Raw genomic sequence first — 18,014 nt, forward strand, 5'->3', positions numbered from 1 at the left:
ACCTCATTCGCCGAAGCGATAAATAGAGCTCAACCCGAGGTCGTTCAACCCCGGATCGTTCAACCCTGCGCGACGCGCAGGTGCGGACGGCGCGCGGCCTCGGGCGGCAACGCGCGGCCGATCGCGTAGTACTCGAAGCCCTGTTCGAGCATCGTCGCGGGCTCGTAGAGATTGCGGCCGTCGAAGACGATCGGCGTCTTGAGCGCCGTGCGCAACGCCGCGAAATCGGGGCTCTTGAAGGCCTTCCACTCGGTCACGATCAGCAACGCATCGGCATTCGGCAAGGCTTCGCCTTCGGTGCGCACGAAGGTGAGCCGCGCGCGTTCGTCGGGCGACGCGTCGAGATCCGCGGCGAATGCGACGCGCGCGGCGTCCATCGACACGGGGTCGTAGGCCTTCACGCGCGCACCGCGTTCGAGCAGGCCGCGAATCAGCGTGCGGCTCGGCGCTTCACGCATATCGTCCGTGTTCGGCTTGAAGGCGAGCCCCCAGACCGCGAACGTATGTCCGTTCAGATCCTCGCCGAAGCGCTCGACGATCTTGTGAATCAGCACGTGTTTCTGGGCGTCGTTGACCGCCTCGACCGCATCGAGAATGCGCAACGCATGACCGTTCTCGGCGCCCGTCTGGATCAGCGCGCGGACGTCTTTCGGAAAGCACGATCCGCCGTAGCCCGTGCCCGCATAGAGGAAGTGATAGCCGATGCGCGGATCCGACCCGATGCCGCGCCGCACCGATTCGATATCGGCGCCGACGCTGTCGGCGAGATTCGCGAGTTCGTTCATGAACGAGATGCGCGTCGCGAGCATCGCGTTGGCCGCGTATTTCGTGAACTCGGCCGAGCGCACGTCCATGTAGAGCGTGCGATCGTGATTGCGATTGAACGGCGCATACAGACGCTTCATCGCCTCGCGCGCGCGGTGGCCCGTCTCGTCGGCATCGACGCCGATCACGATGCGGTCGGGGCGCATGAAGTCTTCGACGGCCGCGCCTTCCTTGAGAAATTCCGGATTCGAGACGACGCTGAAGCCATACGCCGCGCCGCGCCGCGCAAGCTCGGTACGGATCGTCTCGTGCACGCGCTGCGCGGTGCCGACCGGCACCGTCGACTTGTCGACGACGATCTTGAAGCCGTTCATATGGCGGCCGATCTCGCGCGCGGCGGCGAGCACGTAGTTGAGATCGGCCGAACCGTCCTCGCTCGGCGGCGTGCCGACCGCGATGAACTGGACGTCACCGTGCGCGACGCCGGCTTCGACATCGGTCGAGAACTGCAGCCGGCCCGCGGCGCGGCTGCGGTCGATGATCTCCTTGAGGCCCGGCTCATGAATCGGAATGCCGCCGTTGTTCAAGACCTCGATCTTCTTCGGGTCGACATCGAGGCAGAGCACATCGTTGCCGATTTCGGCGAGGCAGGCGCCGGTGACGAGGCCGACATAACCGGTGCCGACAATGGTGATCTTCATGGTGTCCTCTATGTGATTTCGATCAAAACAGTCGTGGAGATGCGAGACCCGCCGGCCGGTGCGATTCGAGGCAGCACGGCTCGGCGGATGCCCGCGCGGACACGCATGCGCGCATGTCCGTCAATCCGTATGCGACGCCATTACAGATCGCGTTGCGGCAGACCGATTTCATGCGTCTGCGGCGCGTCGTTGCAGCGTGTGCGCAGCGTGTGCTCGAACGTGCCGAGCACGCTGTCGCGCGAGAGCGCGGCCAACGCGAATTCACGGCCCGCGCGGCCGAGCCGCGTGCGACGCGTGGGGTCGTCGGCCAGCGACTCGATGGCTTTGACGAGCGGGCCGAGCGCCTCGGGCGGCACGACCACGCCGCGCGGCGCGACGGTTGCGTGGAGTTCCGTGCCCGGATGCGCCATCGCGATGACGGCGCGCCCGCTCGCGAGCATGCCCGTGAGCTTCGACGGCATGACGAGATCGGCGGCGTCCGCGCGCTGCGGCAGCACGTGGATGTCGGCCAGGTTGAGCAATTCGTTGAGCTTGTCGACGGGCTGCAGCGCGATGAAGCGGCATGTCGGCATCGCGCCGCATGCGGCATGCAGTCCGACGCGGCCGGGCCCGTCACCGCAGAACACGAAGACGATGTCGTCGCGATGCTGAAGCGCGACGGCGGCCGTCGCGAGCACGTCGAGACCTTGCTTCGCGCCCATGTTGCCCGAATAGAGCACGACGGTCGCGTGTTCGGGAATGCCGAGTTCGGCCTTCATATTGCTTCGGCGCGCGAGCGGGTGAATCGACGACGTATCGACCCAGTTCGCGAAGTGGACGACCTTTTGCCGCGGCACGCCCTTGTTCAGCGCGTGCTCGATCATCTTGCTCGAAATCGTCGATACCGTATCGAAGCGCCGCAGCAACGCGCGCTCGATCGACAGCGCGAGCCGCTTTTTCCAGGACCCCTTGAGCATGCCGAGCGAGAACGCCGCATCGACCTCGTAGTCCTGCACGTGCAGCCACGCATGCGCGCCGCTCAAACGCGCGACGAGCCAGCCCACGGGGGCGTTGAGCAGGCTCGGCGCGACACTGAGCACGGCCTGGGGCCGCCATGCGAGATGGCGGATCATGACAGGCAGGCTCGAGAGCGCGAAGCTCGCGAGATGCAGCAGACGCCGTGCGCCCTTGGGTTGCGCGGGCACCCAGAGCGGCGCGCGCCAGATCGAGACGCCGTTCGATTGCTCGGTCGCGTAGCGGCGCGCCGAGAAGCCGGGCGCGACACGCCAGGCCGGATAGTAGGGCGGGGCGGTGACGACGCGCACATCGTGACCCGCGGCCGCGAGCGACGCGGCCATGTCCGATGTGTAGCGGCCGATCCCTGTCAGTTCCGGCGCGTAGTTGATGCCGTACACAAGAATCTTCATGAGTCCTCGCGGTGTGACGACACAGGATGTCGCGCGGCTTTGATCGGATGCGGTCATCGGAGACCGGCATCGATTCGAGCGCGAGATATGTGTCGTGATGCGATACAGAGTGCTTTTATCTTGCACGTGCTGCACCGCAAGGGTCCGCCAGGATATCGCCGCAGTCCGCCATCTGTCACATCGCTCACATCGTGTTACGACTGGCCCGCCTCGGCGCGCCAAAACCACGTTGTTCTGCGCCAATCTTTTTGCATGCGCTTGCGTGCGCCTTCGACCCCGCGCTTTACTGCAGGCACACCTCCCTCACCCTTCAACCGAGAGAACGCCCCATGTCGAAGATCGCGCTGATCACGGGTATCACGGGCCAGGACGGCTCCTATTTGGCCGAATTCCTGCTGAACAAGGGCTACGAAGTCCACGGCATCAAGCGTCGCACGTCGCTGTTCAACACGGACCGCATCGATCATCTTTACCAGGACCCGCACGAGAAACATCGTCGTTTTTTCCTGCACCACGGCGATATGACCGATTCGTCGAGCCTGATCCGGATCATTCAGAACGTTCAACCGGACGAAATCTACAACCTCGCCGCGCAGAGTCACGTCGGCGTGTCGTTCGAGGAGCCCGAATACACGGGCAACGCCGACGGTCTCGGTACGCTGCGCATTCTCGAAGCGATTCGCCTGCTCGGCCTCGCGAAGAAGACGCGCTTCTACCAGGCGTCCACGTCGGAGCTCTACGGCAAGGTGCAGGAAATTCCGCAATCGGAGACCACGCCGTTTTATCCGCGCAGCCCGTACGCCGTCGCGAAGATGTACGCGTACTGGATGACGGTCAATTATCGCGAGGCGTACGACATGTACGCGTGCAACGGCATCCTGTTCAATCACGAATCGCCGCTGCGCGGGGAGACCTTCGTCACGCGCAAGATCACGCGCGCTCTCGCACGCATCTCGCTGGGCCTGCAGAACACGCTGTATCTCGGCAACCTCGATTCGCTGCGCGACTGGGGACACGCGAAGGACTACGTCGAGATGCAATGGATGATGCTTCAGCAGGACACGCCTGAAGACTTCGTGATCGCGACGGGCGTGCAGCACAGCGTGCGCGAATTCGTCGATCGCGCGGCGCGCCACGTCGGCATCGAGCTGCGCTGGGAAGGCCAGGGCGCCGATGAAGTGGGCATCGTCGCCGACGTCGGGCTCGAACCGCGCGTCAATATCGGCGACGTCATCGTCGCGGTCGATCCGCGCTATTACCGTCCGACCGAGGTCGAGACGCTGCTCGGCAATCCCGCGAAGGCGAAGGCCAAGCTCGGCTGGGTGCCGAAGGTCACGTTCGAGCAGCTCGTCGCCGAAATGATCACGCGCGATCTCGCCGATGCGCGCAAGGACTCGCTCGTGCGCAAGCACGGCTTCCCCGTCTTCGAACGCCAGGAGTGAGCCATGGTCACGATCGCAAGGAAGCGCGTATTTGTCGCAGGACACCGTGGCATGGTCGGCTCCGCGATCGTGCGCCGGCTTCAGCGTGACGGCGAGGTCGATCTCGTGCTGCGAACATCGGCCGAGCTCGATCTGACCGACCAGGATGCGGTGCGTGAATTCTTTCGCAACGAGCGCGTCGATCACGTCTATCTGGCGGCGGCGCGCGTCGGCGGCATTCATGCGAACAACACGTATCCGGCCCAGTTCATCTATGAAAATCTGATGATCGAGTCGAACGTGATTCATCAGGCGCGTCAATGCGGCGTCGAGCATCTGATGTTCTTGGGCTCGTCGTGCATCTATCCGAAGCATGCGCCGCAGCCGATCGTCGAGGAGGCCTTGCTCACGGGCGAGCTCGAACCGACGAACGAGCCCTATGCGCTTGCGAAGATCGCGGGCATCAAGCTTTGCGAGTCGTACAACCGCCAGTACGACGTCGATTATCGAAGCCTCATGCCGACGAACCTCTATGGGCCCGGCGACAACTATCACCCGGTCAACAGCCATGTGATTCCGGCGTTGATCCGCCGTTTCCACGAGGCGAAGGAAAGCGGCGCCGACAGCGCGACGCTCTGGGGCACGGGACAGGTGCGCCGCGATTTCCTGCATGTCGACGATCTCGCGAACGCATGCGTGCTCGCGATGAATCTGCCGCGCGACGTCTACTTCTCGATCGCGAGCGAACGGTGCTCGCATCTCAACGTCGGGTCGTCGGTAGACTTCACGATCCGCGAGATCGCCGAGAAGGTCGCGCGCGCGGTCGGCTTTACGGGCCGTATCGAACACGATCTGTCGAAGCCGGACGGCACGCCGCGCAAGCTCATGAGCAGCGCGAAGCTCGCGTCGCTCGGCTGGGAGCCGCGTATCGGCCTCGATGAGGGGCTGGCGTCGGCCTATGCGGACTTCCTCGAAGCCGAGTCCGTCGTCGCGCATTGACGTCGCGCGCCACGCGGAGAGAGAGCGTCGGTCACCGAAGTGCGGCGTCCGGTTTTCGACGGGCGCCGCGATGTGTTTGTCCTGCATTGAAGCATTGAAGAGAGCGTATCCGTCATGAGCCGCGTCCATCGTGAACAGCCGTTGAAGGTCGTCGATGCCGGATGGGCCGACGACGCGGACGTGGCCGCCGAAACGGCGCCGCACGCGCCCGGCGCGTATCTCGATCTGTCGACGTTTCGCGTGCCCGCGGGTTTTCGCGGCCGCCCCGGCTGGTATGTGCAGCTCTGGTGGGTCGTGCAGGCGCTGCTGTTCAGGCCGTCGCCGCAGCTCGCCTATGGGTGGCGGCGCATGCTGTTGCGGCTGTTCGGCGCGAAGGTCGGCGAGGGCGCGATCATTCGGCCGACCGTTCGTGTGACCTACCCGTGGAAAGTCTCGATCGGCGCGCACGCGTGGGTCGGCGACGACGTCACGCTCTATTCGCTCGGCGAGATCGAGATCGGCGCGCATTCGGTCGTCTCGCAGAAGTCGTATCTATGCGCGGGAGACCACGATTACGAAACCGTCGACTTCATGATTCGCGGACGGCCGGTGCGCATCGGGTCCGAGGTCTGGGTCGCATCGGACGTGTTTGTCGCGCCGGGCGTCACGATCGGCGACGGCGTCGTCGTCGGCGCGCGCAGCACCGTGCTGCGCTCGCTCGACAGCGGCTTTGTCTATGCGGGCAATCCGGCGCGCGCGGTCAAGCGGCGCGCGGTGAGCCGCGTGCGCTGAACGTGATGTCGGCATCGGCGCGCGATCGCGCGCCGGCTTCTCGTCGCGCCACGCACGCCGATCGCGCGCGCATGCCCCGCCTGTCCGCGCGCGATCACGCCATCGTCCTTGTGTATTGACGACGCAAACCCATGACGCCGAGCCGAACGCCGTGCGCGGCGCGGCTCGACTAGTGCGTCGTATTTCCCCATTGATAATCGTCGGTCGTCGACTTGTACGGCGACTTGTAGATCGAACTCGCATTCGTGCCGAGACTTTCGGATCCATACGTGTAGTTCCATTCGTGCGAGAGGCCTGCCGCCGCGACGGCCGATGCCTGCTGGGCCTTGGCGGCGACCGACTTCTTGTCCTTGCTCTTCGTGCCGTACAAGCCGCCGGGCCGCGCATTCGCATAGGGCCCGGCGCTGAGCTGGCTGCCGATGCTTTGCGCGGTGTCGTTGCCGCTGCTGGGCCGGCCGCTCGTCGGCGGCGGTTTGCCGCCCGACGACGACTGAGCGCCCGCGCCGGATTTGCCGATGCCGCCAAGCGATGACGGCGCGCCCATCGGACCGCCGCTGAGGCCGAGACCCGAGCCCACGTGCAAGCCCGGCAGTCCCGACGATCCGCTGGCCGAGAGACCGGATTGGCCTGATGCCCCGCTGGTTTGCGCGATCGCGGATGCCGCGCCGAATCCGCAGGCGACGTAGAGCGTCGCGGCGGCCGCCGCGCATGCGGCGATGCGTAGCCCGAATAACCCCTTGAACCGATGCGCGATCATGCCGCGGTCCTCCATGCATGCTTGTCCGGCTGAGCGGCGCGGACATGACCGAGCAGCGCGCGCGCAGCCGCTTCGATCCGGAAGTGCGTCTCGAACGAAGCGTAGGCGGCCTCGCGCATCAGTTCGCGCTGGTCCGGCGTCGTGTCGAAGGCCCAGCGCGCGAGCAGATCGCGCACGCTTTCGCGTGTGTCCGTGCAGATCCAGCCGCCACCCGATGCCTCGATTTCGCGCCAGATATTGATGCGGTTCGTGATCAGCACCGGCGTGCGCGAGGCCAGCGCCTCGACGACCGCGATACCGAAGTTCTCCTGATGCGAAGGCAGCACGAAGACCTCGGCGGCCGCGAGCGCGCCCCACTTGAGTTCGCCGCTCAACATGCCGGGCCAGACGATCCGGTCCGCGACGCCGCGCGCCCGGGCCTGTTGCTTGAGCGACGCGATCAGTGCCGCGTCGCCGGGTCCCGCGATCACGAGACGCAGCGACGGATCGCGCGGCGCGACGTCGGCGAACGCGTCGATCAGCAGATCGCAACCCTTCTTCTCATGGATGCGCGACAAAAACAGCCAGATGCGCGTGCCGTCGAGCGCGGGATACGTGCGCCGGAACGCTTGGATCGCGGCATCGGCATCGATGTCGTCGGGCACCGAGTCGATGCCGAATCCGTTGACCGCGAGCCGGTGACGCGCACTCAGAAACGGATGCCGCGCGAGTTCGCGTTCTTCCTCGCATGTGAACAGCACGCGATGCGCACGATCGAACACGCGGCGTTCGAGCAGCGCCCAGTAGAGGCGTTTTTTCAGATGCTTGGCCGGGTACGCGCGTTCGAACCACGGATCGAGCATGCCGTGCGGAAACACGAATAGCGGCGTGCGCGTGCCGATGACGCCGGCCCAGGCTGCGACGCTATGGAATTGCCAGATGCCGTGCACGACGATCGCGTCGAAACGCGCGCGGTTCGCGCGGATCCATCCGACGAGCCGCGGGCTGAGCCCATAAAAGCCGCGCCCGGGGCCGACACGATGCACGCTCGCGCGAACGCGATCGTGGACCGGGCCTTCATCGGCGTCGAGCGTGACGACCTCGCTCGCGCATCCGAGCGGTTCGAGATGACGCACGAGTTGGACGACGGCTTCGACCACGCCGCCCATGCGCGGATCGAGCGACGGGATCACGTGCAGGACGCGCGCGGATGCGCGGCCCGTATCGTTTGAGTTCGCGCTCGCGCTTGAATTCGCGATCGAGCCCGGCATCGGGAAGCCCGGCGCAGGGCCCGCGGATGCCGCCGCGCTCACCGTCGCGGCACGCGTGGCGGTCGTCGAGCGGACACCTCTGCGCCGCTCGGCGAATGCGGCCGCCACGGGCGGCAGCGGCGTCGCATGGCCGCACGCTTGCGGTGTCTCGACGCTCGAATACGGGCCGAACAATGCGCGTTCGGCGAGCGTGTCGCGCGGGCGCGGCACGTGCGGAACCTTCGGTCCGTGCGATGCGCGGTGCGCCGAAGCGCGCGGCGATTCGAGAGCTTCGTCGATCGGAAGATCGTCGGGTGTCATAGATAGAACTCCTTCGGACGCGCGGCGCGTCCGGACCGGTGCAGCACAATCTGTTCGAAATACGCGGCACCCGCGCGCGCGGTCAGCCGGTCATGCGCCCAGGTCGCGCGCTCGTGTCGCGCGGGCGTGCCGAGTTCGCCGCTGCGCGCGAGCGTGCGGATCGCATGCGCGATCGCCTCGCTGTCGCCGGGCGGCACGACGCGGCCGTTGCGCGGATGGTCGAGCAGGATCGACGCCCCGGCGTGCCGCGACGCGACGACAGCCGTACCGGCCATCAGCGCTTCGCTGACGACCGCGCCCCATCCGTCGTCTTTCGTGGTCGACGGCAGCACGAGCACGTCGAACGCAGGCATGCGCCGCTGGACGTCCTCGATCGGCAGCACACCGCAGAACGTGGCGTCGATTCCCGTGCGGGCGGCCTCGGCGACGAGCGCCTCGCGCAACTCGCCGTCACCGATGATCGTGAGCCGCGTGCCCGGACCCAGCGAGCGGATCGCGGCGACGAGATGCCGCACGCCTTTGGTCTCGGTCAGGCGGCCGACATAGGCGACATGCAGCGCGACGTTCGCGTCGGCGCGCGCGGCGGTCTGCGGATCGGCACGATTGGCACGATCTACGTTAGCCGCACCGTCCGCGCGTGCCTGCGCACCGGCCCATGCACGACGATCCGTCTGCGGCGCGGGCGGCGGCAGGAAGTACGCGAACGGGAACACGCGCTCGCGCCGATAGCCGACCGACTGAAACCATGGCGGACCATGGCGGCCGATCGCGAGCACGAACGCGACGCGTCGCCGCAGCCACGATTCCGTGAGCCACGACTGCAGATAGCGGACCGCGCCGCGCAGCCCCGCGTCGTCGCGCGGCTCGGACATGATCGCGAACGCGCGGCCCTGCGCGCGCACGAGATCGAGCGCGGTCGTGATCGTGCTGAACCAGCGGATGCCCGAGAACACATGCAGACACTGCGTGCCGCCTTCGTCGACGATCGCCGCGATGCGTTCATGCGACGGCGCGACTTCGGTCGGCGGCGCACGGCCCGATTCGTCGCCCCAGCCGAGCGCCTGGCGTGCTTCGGGCACGCCTTCATGCGCGACGCAGCGCACGTCGACGGCGGGGCCGAGGCGGTCGGCGACCGCACGGATGAACGCGGACTTGTGCGGCGAGACGCACGGTTCCCAGAAGACGATGCGCGCGTAGGTCGTCATCCGAGCGTCCTCTTGGCGATCGCGGGCACGCCCGCGAGCAGCGTGTCCGACGGATAGTCGCCCGCGAGCAGGGTCGCGCCCGCCGCGAGGATCGACGCGCTGCCGACATGCGAGCCGCCGAGCACGACCGAGCCGGTGCCGATCCAGCTTCCGTCGGCGATCGTGATCGGCGACGAATAGCCTTCGCCGGCGCGCCGGCGGCCGTCGCCGATCCGGTGCGAACCCGTATGGAAGATCACGCGCGGTGCGATATCGCAGCGCGAGCCGATCACGATGGCGGCGTCGGGCGCGACGATGAACACGCAGCCCAGACCGATCCACGTGTCGTTGCCGATCGCGATGCGGCCGCGGCCATAGAACTTCACGCCGCCCGTGATCTTGCAGTCCGCGCCGATCTCGAAGCCGAGCGCGTTGAGCAGCGCGCGCTTGACGCCGAAGGCGCGCGTCGCGGGCAGCACCGCGAGCGCGAGATTCGCGAGCGGGTTTCTGAACGTGTCGAGCAAAGACTTCATAAGGCGGCCTTCAGGGCGAGGACGGGGACGAGGACGAAGACGGAAACGAGTCGGGCGCGCCGCCGAGGAATGCGACGAGGCGCGCGCCGACCGCATGGCGGCTGCATCGCTCGACGATGCGCCGCTGTCCGGCTTGCGCGATGCGCGCGTAAAGCTCGGGGCGCGCCGCGATTTGCGCGATCAGCGCGGCGAGCGCGGCGGCGTCGGCCGTGCGCAGGATCGCGGCCGACGTGTCGTCGAAGAGCAGCGAGATATCGCTGATATCGGTGGTCAGCACGAGCAGCCCGAGACTCGCGAGCTCGATGACTTTCGATGGGAACGTCGTCGCGTTGAGCGCGCTCGCGGGCATCTTGAGCGACAGGCCGACGTCGGCTTCGGACAGGATCGTCCGATAGTCGTCGGGGCCGACGTCCTGGCGCAGATCGAGCGCGAAGCCGCTGCGCGCGAGATCGTCCGCGAGCGCGGCGAGCGACGCGCCGCCGCCGAAGCCCGTGACGACGAAGCGGACCTTGCCGGCCAGATCGGGCCGCGTGCGCGCGAGTTCGCGCAGCGCGCCGCAGAACAGATCGAGGCCCGTGCCCGTTTCGATCGAGCCGCCATAGAGAAACGTGACGGGGTCGCCGAACCGCGCGCGCTGCGTGACGGCATCGGGCGAGACGCCGTTGACGACGCACGCGTCGTCGATCTGCATGACGTCGGCAAGCTGGCGCGATACGACGATCGCGCGCGGACTGCAGACGCGCGACAGCACGCGCAGGCTCCAGCGGTTCACGACGCCGCGCAGCGTGCGCTCGTCGGCGCGCGGGCCGTCCTCGAGGTCCATGACGACCTTGTCGCGGCCGAGGCGCCAGCGCAGATAGGCGGCGACCGGCACGTATTCGGGGAAGTAGTTGTAGAGCACGACGCCGTCGCCGGGCCGGATATGGCGGATCGCGAAGCGCAGATACGCGCAGGCCGCGAACACGCGATTCAGACCGCGCACGCTGATCGCGGGCAGGTACGCGCACGCGAGCCGCGCGTCGCGGCAGACGAATCCGCCGAAGCGCTTCGGGCCCGTGCTCGCGGTCACGATCGGCGAACTCACGACGATCGATGCGGCGGCATGGCTGCGCAGTCCGGCGGCGAGGCCCGCGACCTTATGCGAGGCCGCGCCGACCTGGAAGCGTTGCGCGGTGCGCTCGTTATAGCGCCGCAGCACGATCGGCGCGAAGAAGAACTGGCGCGCCGCGGCGCGGGGGCGTGCATGCGGCGTGGCGCGCGCGGGAGACATCGGAACGGTATTCATGCGGCGACCGATACCGTGTCGATATGGCGCATGCCGAGCAGGCGCGTATAGAGCGCGCGGCCCCCATGTGCGCCGAGGCCGCCGATCGCGAGCCAGAACAGCGCGCGCTTCGAGAAGTGATCGATGACCGCCGCGCGCGCGAAGAAACGCATCGACACGAGGTAGCGCGTGCCCATGCGCGCGCGGCCGTTGGCGATCAGCGCATCGACGGCGACGCGCCGCTTGAACGCGGCGAAGTCGGTATGCGCGCTCATTTCGCGGCCCCATTTGGCTTCGATGGCCGCGAGTCCCGCGAGCCGGCGATCGAGATTGACGCTCGTGCGCTCGCCCTCGTGCTGGACGAACGTCACGAGCGATTCGTCGATATAGCCGAAATCGCCTTTCGCGAGGCAGCGCAGCCACATGTCGAAGTCCTGGAAGCTCGGCAGCGATTCGTCGAAGAGGCCCGCGTCGACGAGCACCGACTTGCGCAGCATGACGAGGCTCGTCGATGTCGGGCATTCGCCCGCGAGCGCGTGTGCGCGCTGGAGCACGGGCCGGCTTGCGTGGCAGCGCCGGGCGTGATTGAACGCCATGTCGACGTCGATATAGCCGCAGAACGCCGCGACAAACGACGTGCGTTCGAGCAGCGCGACCTGTTCGCGGATCTTGCCGGGCAGCCAGAGATCGTCGTCGTCGAGGAACGCGATGTAGTCGCCGCGCGCGCGCTCGATGCCCGAATTGCGCGCGCCGCAGGCGCCCTTGGTCCGATGGTTCGGAATCACGGTCACGCGATCGCCGAGGTCTTCGAGCACGTCGCGTACGGCTTGCTGTTGCGCGGGGTCGTCGTTGTCATCGACGACGATGACTTCGATCGACGCATAGTCCTGCGCAAGGATGGTCTCGACCGCGACGCGGACCATCGATGCGCGCCGATAGGTCGGCACGATCGCCGTGACGAGGGGCTGTGCCGCGTCGCGTGAACCGGCGCGCGCGGTCGATGCAAACGAATCTCGGATGGAAGTCATGATGTCCTCGTGAGTCACGCAAAGGTCACGCAAAGCGCAGCGCGCGCCGCAGCGCGAACATCTGCTCGGGATTGAAGCGGCCGATATGCCAGAGGCCGTAGGCGAGGCCGAACGCGCCCGCGACGAGCAGCCGCGCGAGCGCCGGCCATTCGAGCGGGCCGAGCACGCGCGTCGCGAGCATCGCGACGCCGCACACGCCGACGCCGAGCACGACTTGCCAGCGCAGCGCGCGCAGCAGCGTGGTCCAGCGCATCTCGAGCAGGCGGCACGTGACGCCGAGCTGGACCGGCGCGCTGATCAGCGTCGCGACGAGATAGCCGGCCGCGATGCCTTGCAGGCCGAAGTGCGCGCCCGCGAGCCAGCACGCGATATGCAGCAGCGCGACGCAGAAGTTGAGCCAGAGCAGCCAGTCGGTGCGGCCCTTGACCATGAAGACGGCGGGCGCGGTGCTCAGGACGGATTGCACGAAGCCGACGGGCGCGAGCCACACGAGCAGCGGCGCGACGCCGGCCCATTTCGCGCCGAGCGCGACCGCGATGAACGGCTCGCGCAGCGCGACGAGCCCGCCCATGAGCGGTGCGGTGATCAGCGCGACGAAGGCCACACTCTGGAGCCACGTCGTGCGTTGCTTGTCGGGATCGTGCTGGTTCGCGCTGAGCACCGGATAGAGCGCCTTCGACGCGACGAAGGCGATGCTCTGGAGCGGGTAGAGCATGATCTTGAACGCGAGCGAATAGGGGCCGAGCGCGATCGCGCCGAGCAGCTTGCCGACGATCATCGAATCGGCGTTGCGGTTCAGATAGATGACGAGATTCGACAGCGTGAGGTTCGACGAGAACCCGAGAATGCTGCGGACTTCCTTGCCGTGCCAGTGGAAGCTCGGCCGCCACGACGACGCGAGATAGAACTGCAGCGACGACATGCTCGAATGCACGAGCGCCTGGATCACGAGGCTCGCGAGCCCGAGGCCCGCGTGCGCGGACAGGATCGCGGCGCACATGCCGCTCGTGTACGAGAGCACGTCCGCGCGCGCGACGGTGCGGAATTGCGACGCGCGTTCGAGCAGGGCCTGATGCGCGGCGCCGAAGCTCATGATCGGAAACGTCAGCGCGAGCCCCCAGAGCACATGCACGAGCGAGGCGGAATTGAACAGATGCGCGATCGGCACCGAGAACGCGACGATCGCGAGCGCGATGACCGCGCCCGCGCTGAGGTTGACCCAGAACACGGAGTTCGCGAGCGTCGTCGACATGTCGCGACTGCGGATCAGCGCGGGGCCCGTGCCCATGTCGCGCAGCAGCCCCGCGAAATTCGTGACGACCGTCGCGAGCGCCATCACGCCGAAGTCGGTCGGGCTCAACAGCCGGGAGAGGATCGACAGACCGACGAGCTGCACGACGCTCTTCGCGATCTGAGCGGTCGCGAGCCAGCGTGCGTTGCGCGCGACGGACGGCGCTTGAAGTGTGGACATATCAGCTGGCCTGGTTGAAGACTTCACGGAACAACGGCGCGAGACGATCGCTGCCGCGGCGGCTCAAGTGGTCGCCGTCGATATAAAGCGGCACCATCGATTCGGATCCGTAGCACCGGCCGTCGCGGCACAGATACGGCGTCGGATCGAGCACCTTGACGCCGCATTGCTGCGCGGCTTGTTCGATCGCGGCGTGCGCGGTCGCGTTGCGTTGGGTGTATTCGGCTTCGCTGATCGAGACGTCGTCGGGATGGCGGCCGAGGATCAGCAGTCGCGACAGGTAGTCGGGCACGTTGCGGTCCATTTCGGGAATCGGCAGCAGCACGTACGTCGGGCGCGTCTGCGCGAGCGCGCAGAGGTCGTGCGTGAGAAACGACGCGTACAGCGTGCGGCGCTCGGCCGGATCGCCCGACGGCCGCGCGCCGTTGTAGCCGATCAGGATCGTCGGATCGTTGTCGATGTTCTTGCCGTCGACGTACGCCGAGAATCGCGCGACGACGAGCAGCGGCACCGAGCTCGGATAGCGGCGCAGATCGTCGGCGACGCGGCTCGCGAAACGCCGGCACGGCTCCTCGGTATGTTTGCCGAAGCGGCTCGCGCCTTCGAACGGCGGGCAACCCGACGTGCCGTAGAACATCACGCTCTGGTTGTTTTGCGCGGCCGTCGCCGCGACGCTCGGCATGACCGCGTTGCCGTGGCTGTCGCCCCAGACGATCGCGCCGAGCTTGGGCGACGCGCCGTATCGGCAGCCGATCTGGGCCTTCGGATCGTCGAGCCGGTAGACGCTGTCGATCAGGCATTCGTTGCGGCGCGGATCGACATCGGCGCTCTCGGCCGAGACGACCTTGACCTGATTCGGAAGTCGCGCCGACGCGCCGTTCGCGAAGCCGATCGCGGCGCATGCCGCGATCACGAGCACGGGCGCGGTGGCGAGCGTGCCGAGCCCGCGCGGACCGAAGCGCTCGCGGATGCCCGCGGCGCGGCGTTCGACGAGTTCGTACGAGAGCCAGCCGAGCGCGACCGATACGGCGAGTCCGCCGACGATGACGAGCGCCGGGGGCACGGCGAGCGTGCCGAGATCGAGGTAGTGCGTGAGCACGACGACCGGCCAGTGCCAGAGGTAGATCGAATACGACCAGCGGCCCAGCGCCTGGAGCGGCACGTTCGTTGCGAAGAGACTGTCGTTTGCGTTGGCGGCGATCAGTAGCGCGGCGCCGAGTACGGGCACGAGCGAATAGACGCCGGGCCAGTCGAGGCTCTCGCTGAAGCCGCAGCCCGCGAACAGAATCGCGGCGAGCCCCGCGAGCTGAAGCAGCGTCGCCGTGCGCGCGTTGAGCTTGAAGCGGTCTTCATTGAGCATGACGAGGCCGCCGGCGACCATTTCCCAGGCGCGCGTGGGCAGCAGGAAGAAGTTCGCTTCGGGATGTTGACGCACGACGAGCGGCATCAGCGCGAACGAGGCGATGCCGATCGCGCCGAGCACACCGTGATAGACCGCGCGCTTCGCGCCGAACAGGCGCGCGCCGAGCATCAGCACGATCGGGTAGATCAGATAGAACTGCCATTCGACCGACAGCGACCACGTATGCAGCAGCCACTTCGTTTGCGACGACGCGTCGAAATAGCCGCTCTCGCGCCAGTAGACGAAGTTCGAGATGAACGTGATCGACGCGCCCGCATGTTTGGCGAGCAGCTTGTAACCGTGCGGATCGAGGTAGAACCAGCCGAACACGAGCAGCATCGCGCAGAGCGCGACGAGCGCGGGCACGATCCGCGTGAAGCGCGCCGCATAAAAATCACGCAGCCGGAAGCGTCCCGCGTCGAGCCTGCCGACGACGATCGCGGTCATCAGATAGCCCGAGATCACGAAGAACACGTCGACGCCCGCAAAGCCGCCGGTGAAGTGCGGGGTCTGGAAGTGAAACAGAGCGACGAGCGTTACCGCGACGCCGCGCAGGGCATTGATGTCTTTTCTGAAGCGCATGGTCCCGCTCCCAGGGCACGGGGGTCAGCCCGGTATGAAGGGTTGGATGTGTCTGTGTCCGCAAACCGACGTGCGTCCTGCTCCGCGCGCGCCTAGGGCGCGGGTCGGACGAACGTCGATGCGTCAAAGCCCTGTTGCAATGCCGGCGCGCCGCGCGCGAGACGCAGATCGTCGAGCGTGCTTCGCGCGTCGTCGGTCATCGGCTTCGCGAATCGGATCGCGTCGGGGCCGAACGTCGGCCCGATCTCGACATACGCTTGCGCCTTCGCGTCGATCGCGCTGTCCGTGCCGCCGATGACCGCGTTGCGCCGGACGACGTTGCCCTTGGGCGCGCCCGGTGCGTCGGTCAGCACGGTCGCGAGCGACGGGTAGTGCGTCGAATACGGCGGCTGCGTGAAATTCACGAGCGCGAGTCCTTGCTGCAGCGGCCCCGTCGGCGACGTCGCGAGCGCGCGCTGCCACGTGAGGCCGCGCGAATCGATATGGATCGCGGGCGTGCAGTTCACGAACAGGTTGTCTTCGATCAAGTTGTCGCGGCCGCCGCCGATGAAGACGGCCTGATTGACCTTCGAAAACACGTTGCGGCGTATCGTCGTGCCGCCCGCCTGATCGTCGAGATAGATGCCCATCGTCGCGACCGGATGGGCGGCCGAGCCGATGTCGTGCATGAAGTTGTTCTCGATGACGGTGCCGCGCGAGGTCCAGTCGCGGCCCGTGTAGATCGCGCCCGTATCGTCGGCGTCGCGCGCGACGTGGTCGATCTCGTTGCCCGCGATCACGTGGTCGTTGCCCGCGAAAATAATCGCCGCATGCGGACCGTCGTACAGATGGTTGCGCTCGATGCGGTCGCCGACGCCCGACAGCGCGATCGCGGGCCGGTAGGTGCGTGTGCGCAGCGCATAGTCGTGGATCTCGCTGTCCTCGACCGAGACGTTGCCGGGCGTCAGCGCCTTGCGGTTGCCCGCGAAGAGCACGAAGCCGCCTTCGCCCGTGTTCGCGACGTGCATGAAGCGGAAATGCGCATCGGACGCGGTCGACCAGACCGCGACCCCGCCCGCGTTGCGGATGCTCGCGTGGTCGACGACGATGTTCGACGCGCCGTTGATCTGGATCGCGTTGCCGCGCACGCCGTCGATCGCGAGGTTGCGGATCGTGACGTTCGGCGCGTTGTCGAGCACGAACAGACCCGCGGCGACCGAGACTTCCGCATCGCCGTCCTTGAGCGGCGCGGGCGGCCAGAAATAGAGCGTCTTCGCTTGCGTGTCGACGTACCACTCGCCGGGCGCGTCGAGCAGTTCGAGCGCGTTTTCGAACGCCACGCGCTGGCCGGCCTTGAGGCCGAGCATCGGTGCGGGCGCTTTGAGCGTGACCGTTTTCGAGGCCGGATCGATCGCGTCGACTTCGAGTGTCGTATCGGCCCAGTCGCGCGCCCAGAAGCCGAAGGCGTGCAAGTCGTGCGTGCGCTTGAGCGCGTTCGCGAGCGCATCGAACGGCGCGTCGCGCACGACGAAGCGCAGCCCTTTCTCGCCGTCCGGCAGCGTGTCGATCGTCGCGTAGCCCGCGTCGGGCCAGTGCGCGATCGGCACGGGTTCGTCGCGATAGTAGAGCGTCGCGGGCGCGACGGTGCGCGCGATGCCGAAGCCGTGCCGCGTGAACGTGCCGGGATCGGTCACGCCGTTCTCGGGCAGGCTCGCGGCGATGACATGGCCGCGCGCCTGCGCGGGCAGCCGTTGTGCGGCGTCGGCGTCGACGGGGTGGACATGCGTGAGCGGCAGCGCGCCCGACAGCCGCGTCGCCTGTTCGCCCGCGCCCGAGATCGTCACGGGAACGCCGCGCCAGCTCGGATCGAACGCCACGTGCAGCGGCGCGTCGATCCGATAGGTGCCGGGTCCGAGATCGATGTCGATGCGGTCGAGATCCTGACCGCCGGCGGCCGCCGCGATCTTTGCGCGCGGCGTCGCGAGCACGCGCAACGCCGTGCGCAGTCCGAGATCGCCATGCAGCGACGGAACGGGGGCGTTGGCCGCCACGCTCGCGCCGGACGCTGCTGGCGTATTGGCGGACGCGGCGATAGCCGCGTCGGCGGGTGCGGCCGTCATCGCGGCGCTCACATGCAGCGTCAGCGCGCACGCGCCGCCCATATAGAGCGTGAGGGCGGCCGCGGCAATCGTGCGCAGCAT

14 protein-coding genes are annotated in these 18,014 nt (G+C 67.3%); 3 read left to right on the forward strand and 11 right to left on the reverse strand.

The window, feature by feature from the left end; translation table 11 throughout:
- Positions 1 to 59: 59 nt before the first annotated feature.
- Both D7S86_RS04320 and D7S86_RS04325 read right to left on the reverse strand, forming a co-directional pair.
- On the reverse strand, positions 60 to 1,466 hold the full coding sequence (locus tag D7S86_RS04320; protein ID WP_121083718.1) for a UDP-glucose dehydrogenase family protein: 1,407 nt from the start codon (positions 1,464 to 1,466) through the stop codon (positions 60 to 62).
- A 140-nt stretch (positions 1,467 to 1,606) separates the two neighbouring features.
- Positions 1,607 to 2,872 (reverse strand): glycosyltransferase WbuB, encoded by a 1,266-nt coding sequence (locus tag D7S86_RS04325; RefSeq protein WP_121084321.1) that lies wholly within the window; start codon positions 2,870 to 2,872, stop codon positions 1,607 to 1,609.
- A 329-nt stretch (positions 2,873 to 3,201) separates the two neighbouring features.
- On the opposite strand from D7S86_RS04325, the gene gmd reads away from it, so the two are divergent.
- The 3 genes from gmd to D7S86_RS04340 all read left to right on the forward strand — a co-directional run bounded on the left by gmd (position 3,202) and on the right by D7S86_RS04340 (position 6,063).
- Positions 3,202 to 4,314, forward strand: a complete 1,113-nt coding sequence (gmd, locus tag D7S86_RS04330; protein WP_121083720.1) for a GDP-mannose 4,6-dehydratase — start codon at positions 3,202 to 3,204, stop codon at positions 4,312 to 4,314.
- Positions 4,315 to 4,317: 3 nt separating this feature from the next.
- A complete protein-coding gene (gene fcl / locus D7S86_RS04335) occupies positions 4,318 to 5,292 on the forward strand; it encodes a GDP-L-fucose synthase (RefSeq protein ID WP_121083722.1) in 975 nt (324 codons plus the stop codon).
- 114 nt (positions 5,293 to 5,406) lie between these two features.
- On the forward strand, positions 5,407 to 6,063 hold the full coding sequence (locus D7S86_RS04340) for a putative colanic acid biosynthesis acetyltransferase (protein WP_121083724.1): 657 nt from the start codon (positions 5,407 to 5,409) through the stop codon (positions 6,061 to 6,063).
- 169 nt (positions 6,064 to 6,232) lie between these two features.
- Here D7S86_RS04340 and D7S86_RS04345 read toward each other — a convergent pair whose 3' ends face one another.
- From D7S86_RS04345 to D7S86_RS04385, 9 genes are all read right to left on the reverse strand, one after another.
- Positions 6,233 to 6,820 carry a hypothetical protein gene (locus tag D7S86_RS04345; RefSeq protein WP_147432219.1) on the reverse strand — a complete coding sequence of 196 codons (588 nt, stop codon included), beginning with the start codon at positions 6,818 to 6,820 and terminating at the stop codon, positions 6,233 to 6,235.
- Positions 6,817 to 8,370: a glycosyltransferase gene (locus D7S86_RS04350; protein ID WP_121083728.1), complete on the reverse strand. Its 1,554-nt coding sequence runs from the start codon at positions 8,368 to 8,370 to the stop codon at positions 6,817 to 6,819. The genes D7S86_RS04345 and D7S86_RS04350 overlap by 4 nt, the downstream gene beginning before the upstream one ends.
- Positions 8,367 to 9,575, reverse strand: a complete 1,209-nt coding sequence (locus tag D7S86_RS04355; protein WP_121083730.1) for a glycosyltransferase — start codon at positions 9,573 to 9,575, stop codon at positions 8,367 to 8,369. The genes D7S86_RS04350 and D7S86_RS04355 overlap by 4 nt, the downstream gene beginning before the upstream one ends.
- Positions 9,572 to 10,087: an acyltransferase gene (locus tag D7S86_RS04360; protein ID WP_158601855.1), complete on the reverse strand. Its 516-nt coding sequence runs from the start codon at positions 10,085 to 10,087 to the stop codon at positions 9,572 to 9,574. Before D7S86_RS04360 ends, D7S86_RS04355 begins: the two co-directional genes overlap by 4 nt.
- 10 nt (positions 10,088 to 10,097) lie before the next feature.
- Positions 10,098 to 11,372 carry a glycosyltransferase family protein gene (locus D7S86_RS04365; protein WP_158601856.1) on the reverse strand — a complete coding sequence of 425 codons (1,275 nt, stop codon included), beginning with the start codon at positions 11,370 to 11,372 and terminating at the stop codon, positions 10,098 to 10,100.
- The gene (locus D7S86_RS04370) at positions 11,369 to 12,379 is read right to left on the reverse strand and encodes a glycosyltransferase family 2 protein (protein WP_121083736.1); all 1,011 of its coding nucleotides are present in this window, start codon (positions 12,377 to 12,379) and stop codon (positions 11,369 to 11,371) included. The genes D7S86_RS04365 and D7S86_RS04370 overlap by 4 nt, the downstream gene beginning before the upstream one ends.
- Before the next feature lie 25 nt (positions 12,380 to 12,404).
- Positions 12,405 to 13,850: a lipopolysaccharide biosynthesis protein gene (locus D7S86_RS04375; protein WP_121083738.1), complete on the reverse strand. Its 1,446-nt coding sequence runs from the start codon at positions 13,848 to 13,850 to the stop codon at positions 12,405 to 12,407.
- 1 nt (position 13,851) lies between these two features.
- Entirely contained in the window at positions 13,852 to 15,834 is a 1,983-nt protein-coding gene (locus tag D7S86_RS04380; protein WP_121083740.1) for an acyltransferase family protein, read from the reverse strand.
- 92 nt (positions 15,835 to 15,926) lie between these two features.
- Positions 15,927 to 18,014: a right-handed parallel beta-helix repeat-containing protein gene (locus D7S86_RS04385; RefSeq protein WP_158601857.1), complete on the reverse strand. Its 2,088-nt coding sequence runs from the start codon at positions 18,012 to 18,014 to the stop codon at positions 15,927 to 15,929.

This window comes from Pararobbsia silviterrae (genome assembly GCF_003628125.1).
Taxonomy (GTDB): Bacteria; Pseudomonadota; Gammaproteobacteria; order Burkholderiales; family Burkholderiaceae; genus Pararobbsia; species Pararobbsia silviterrae.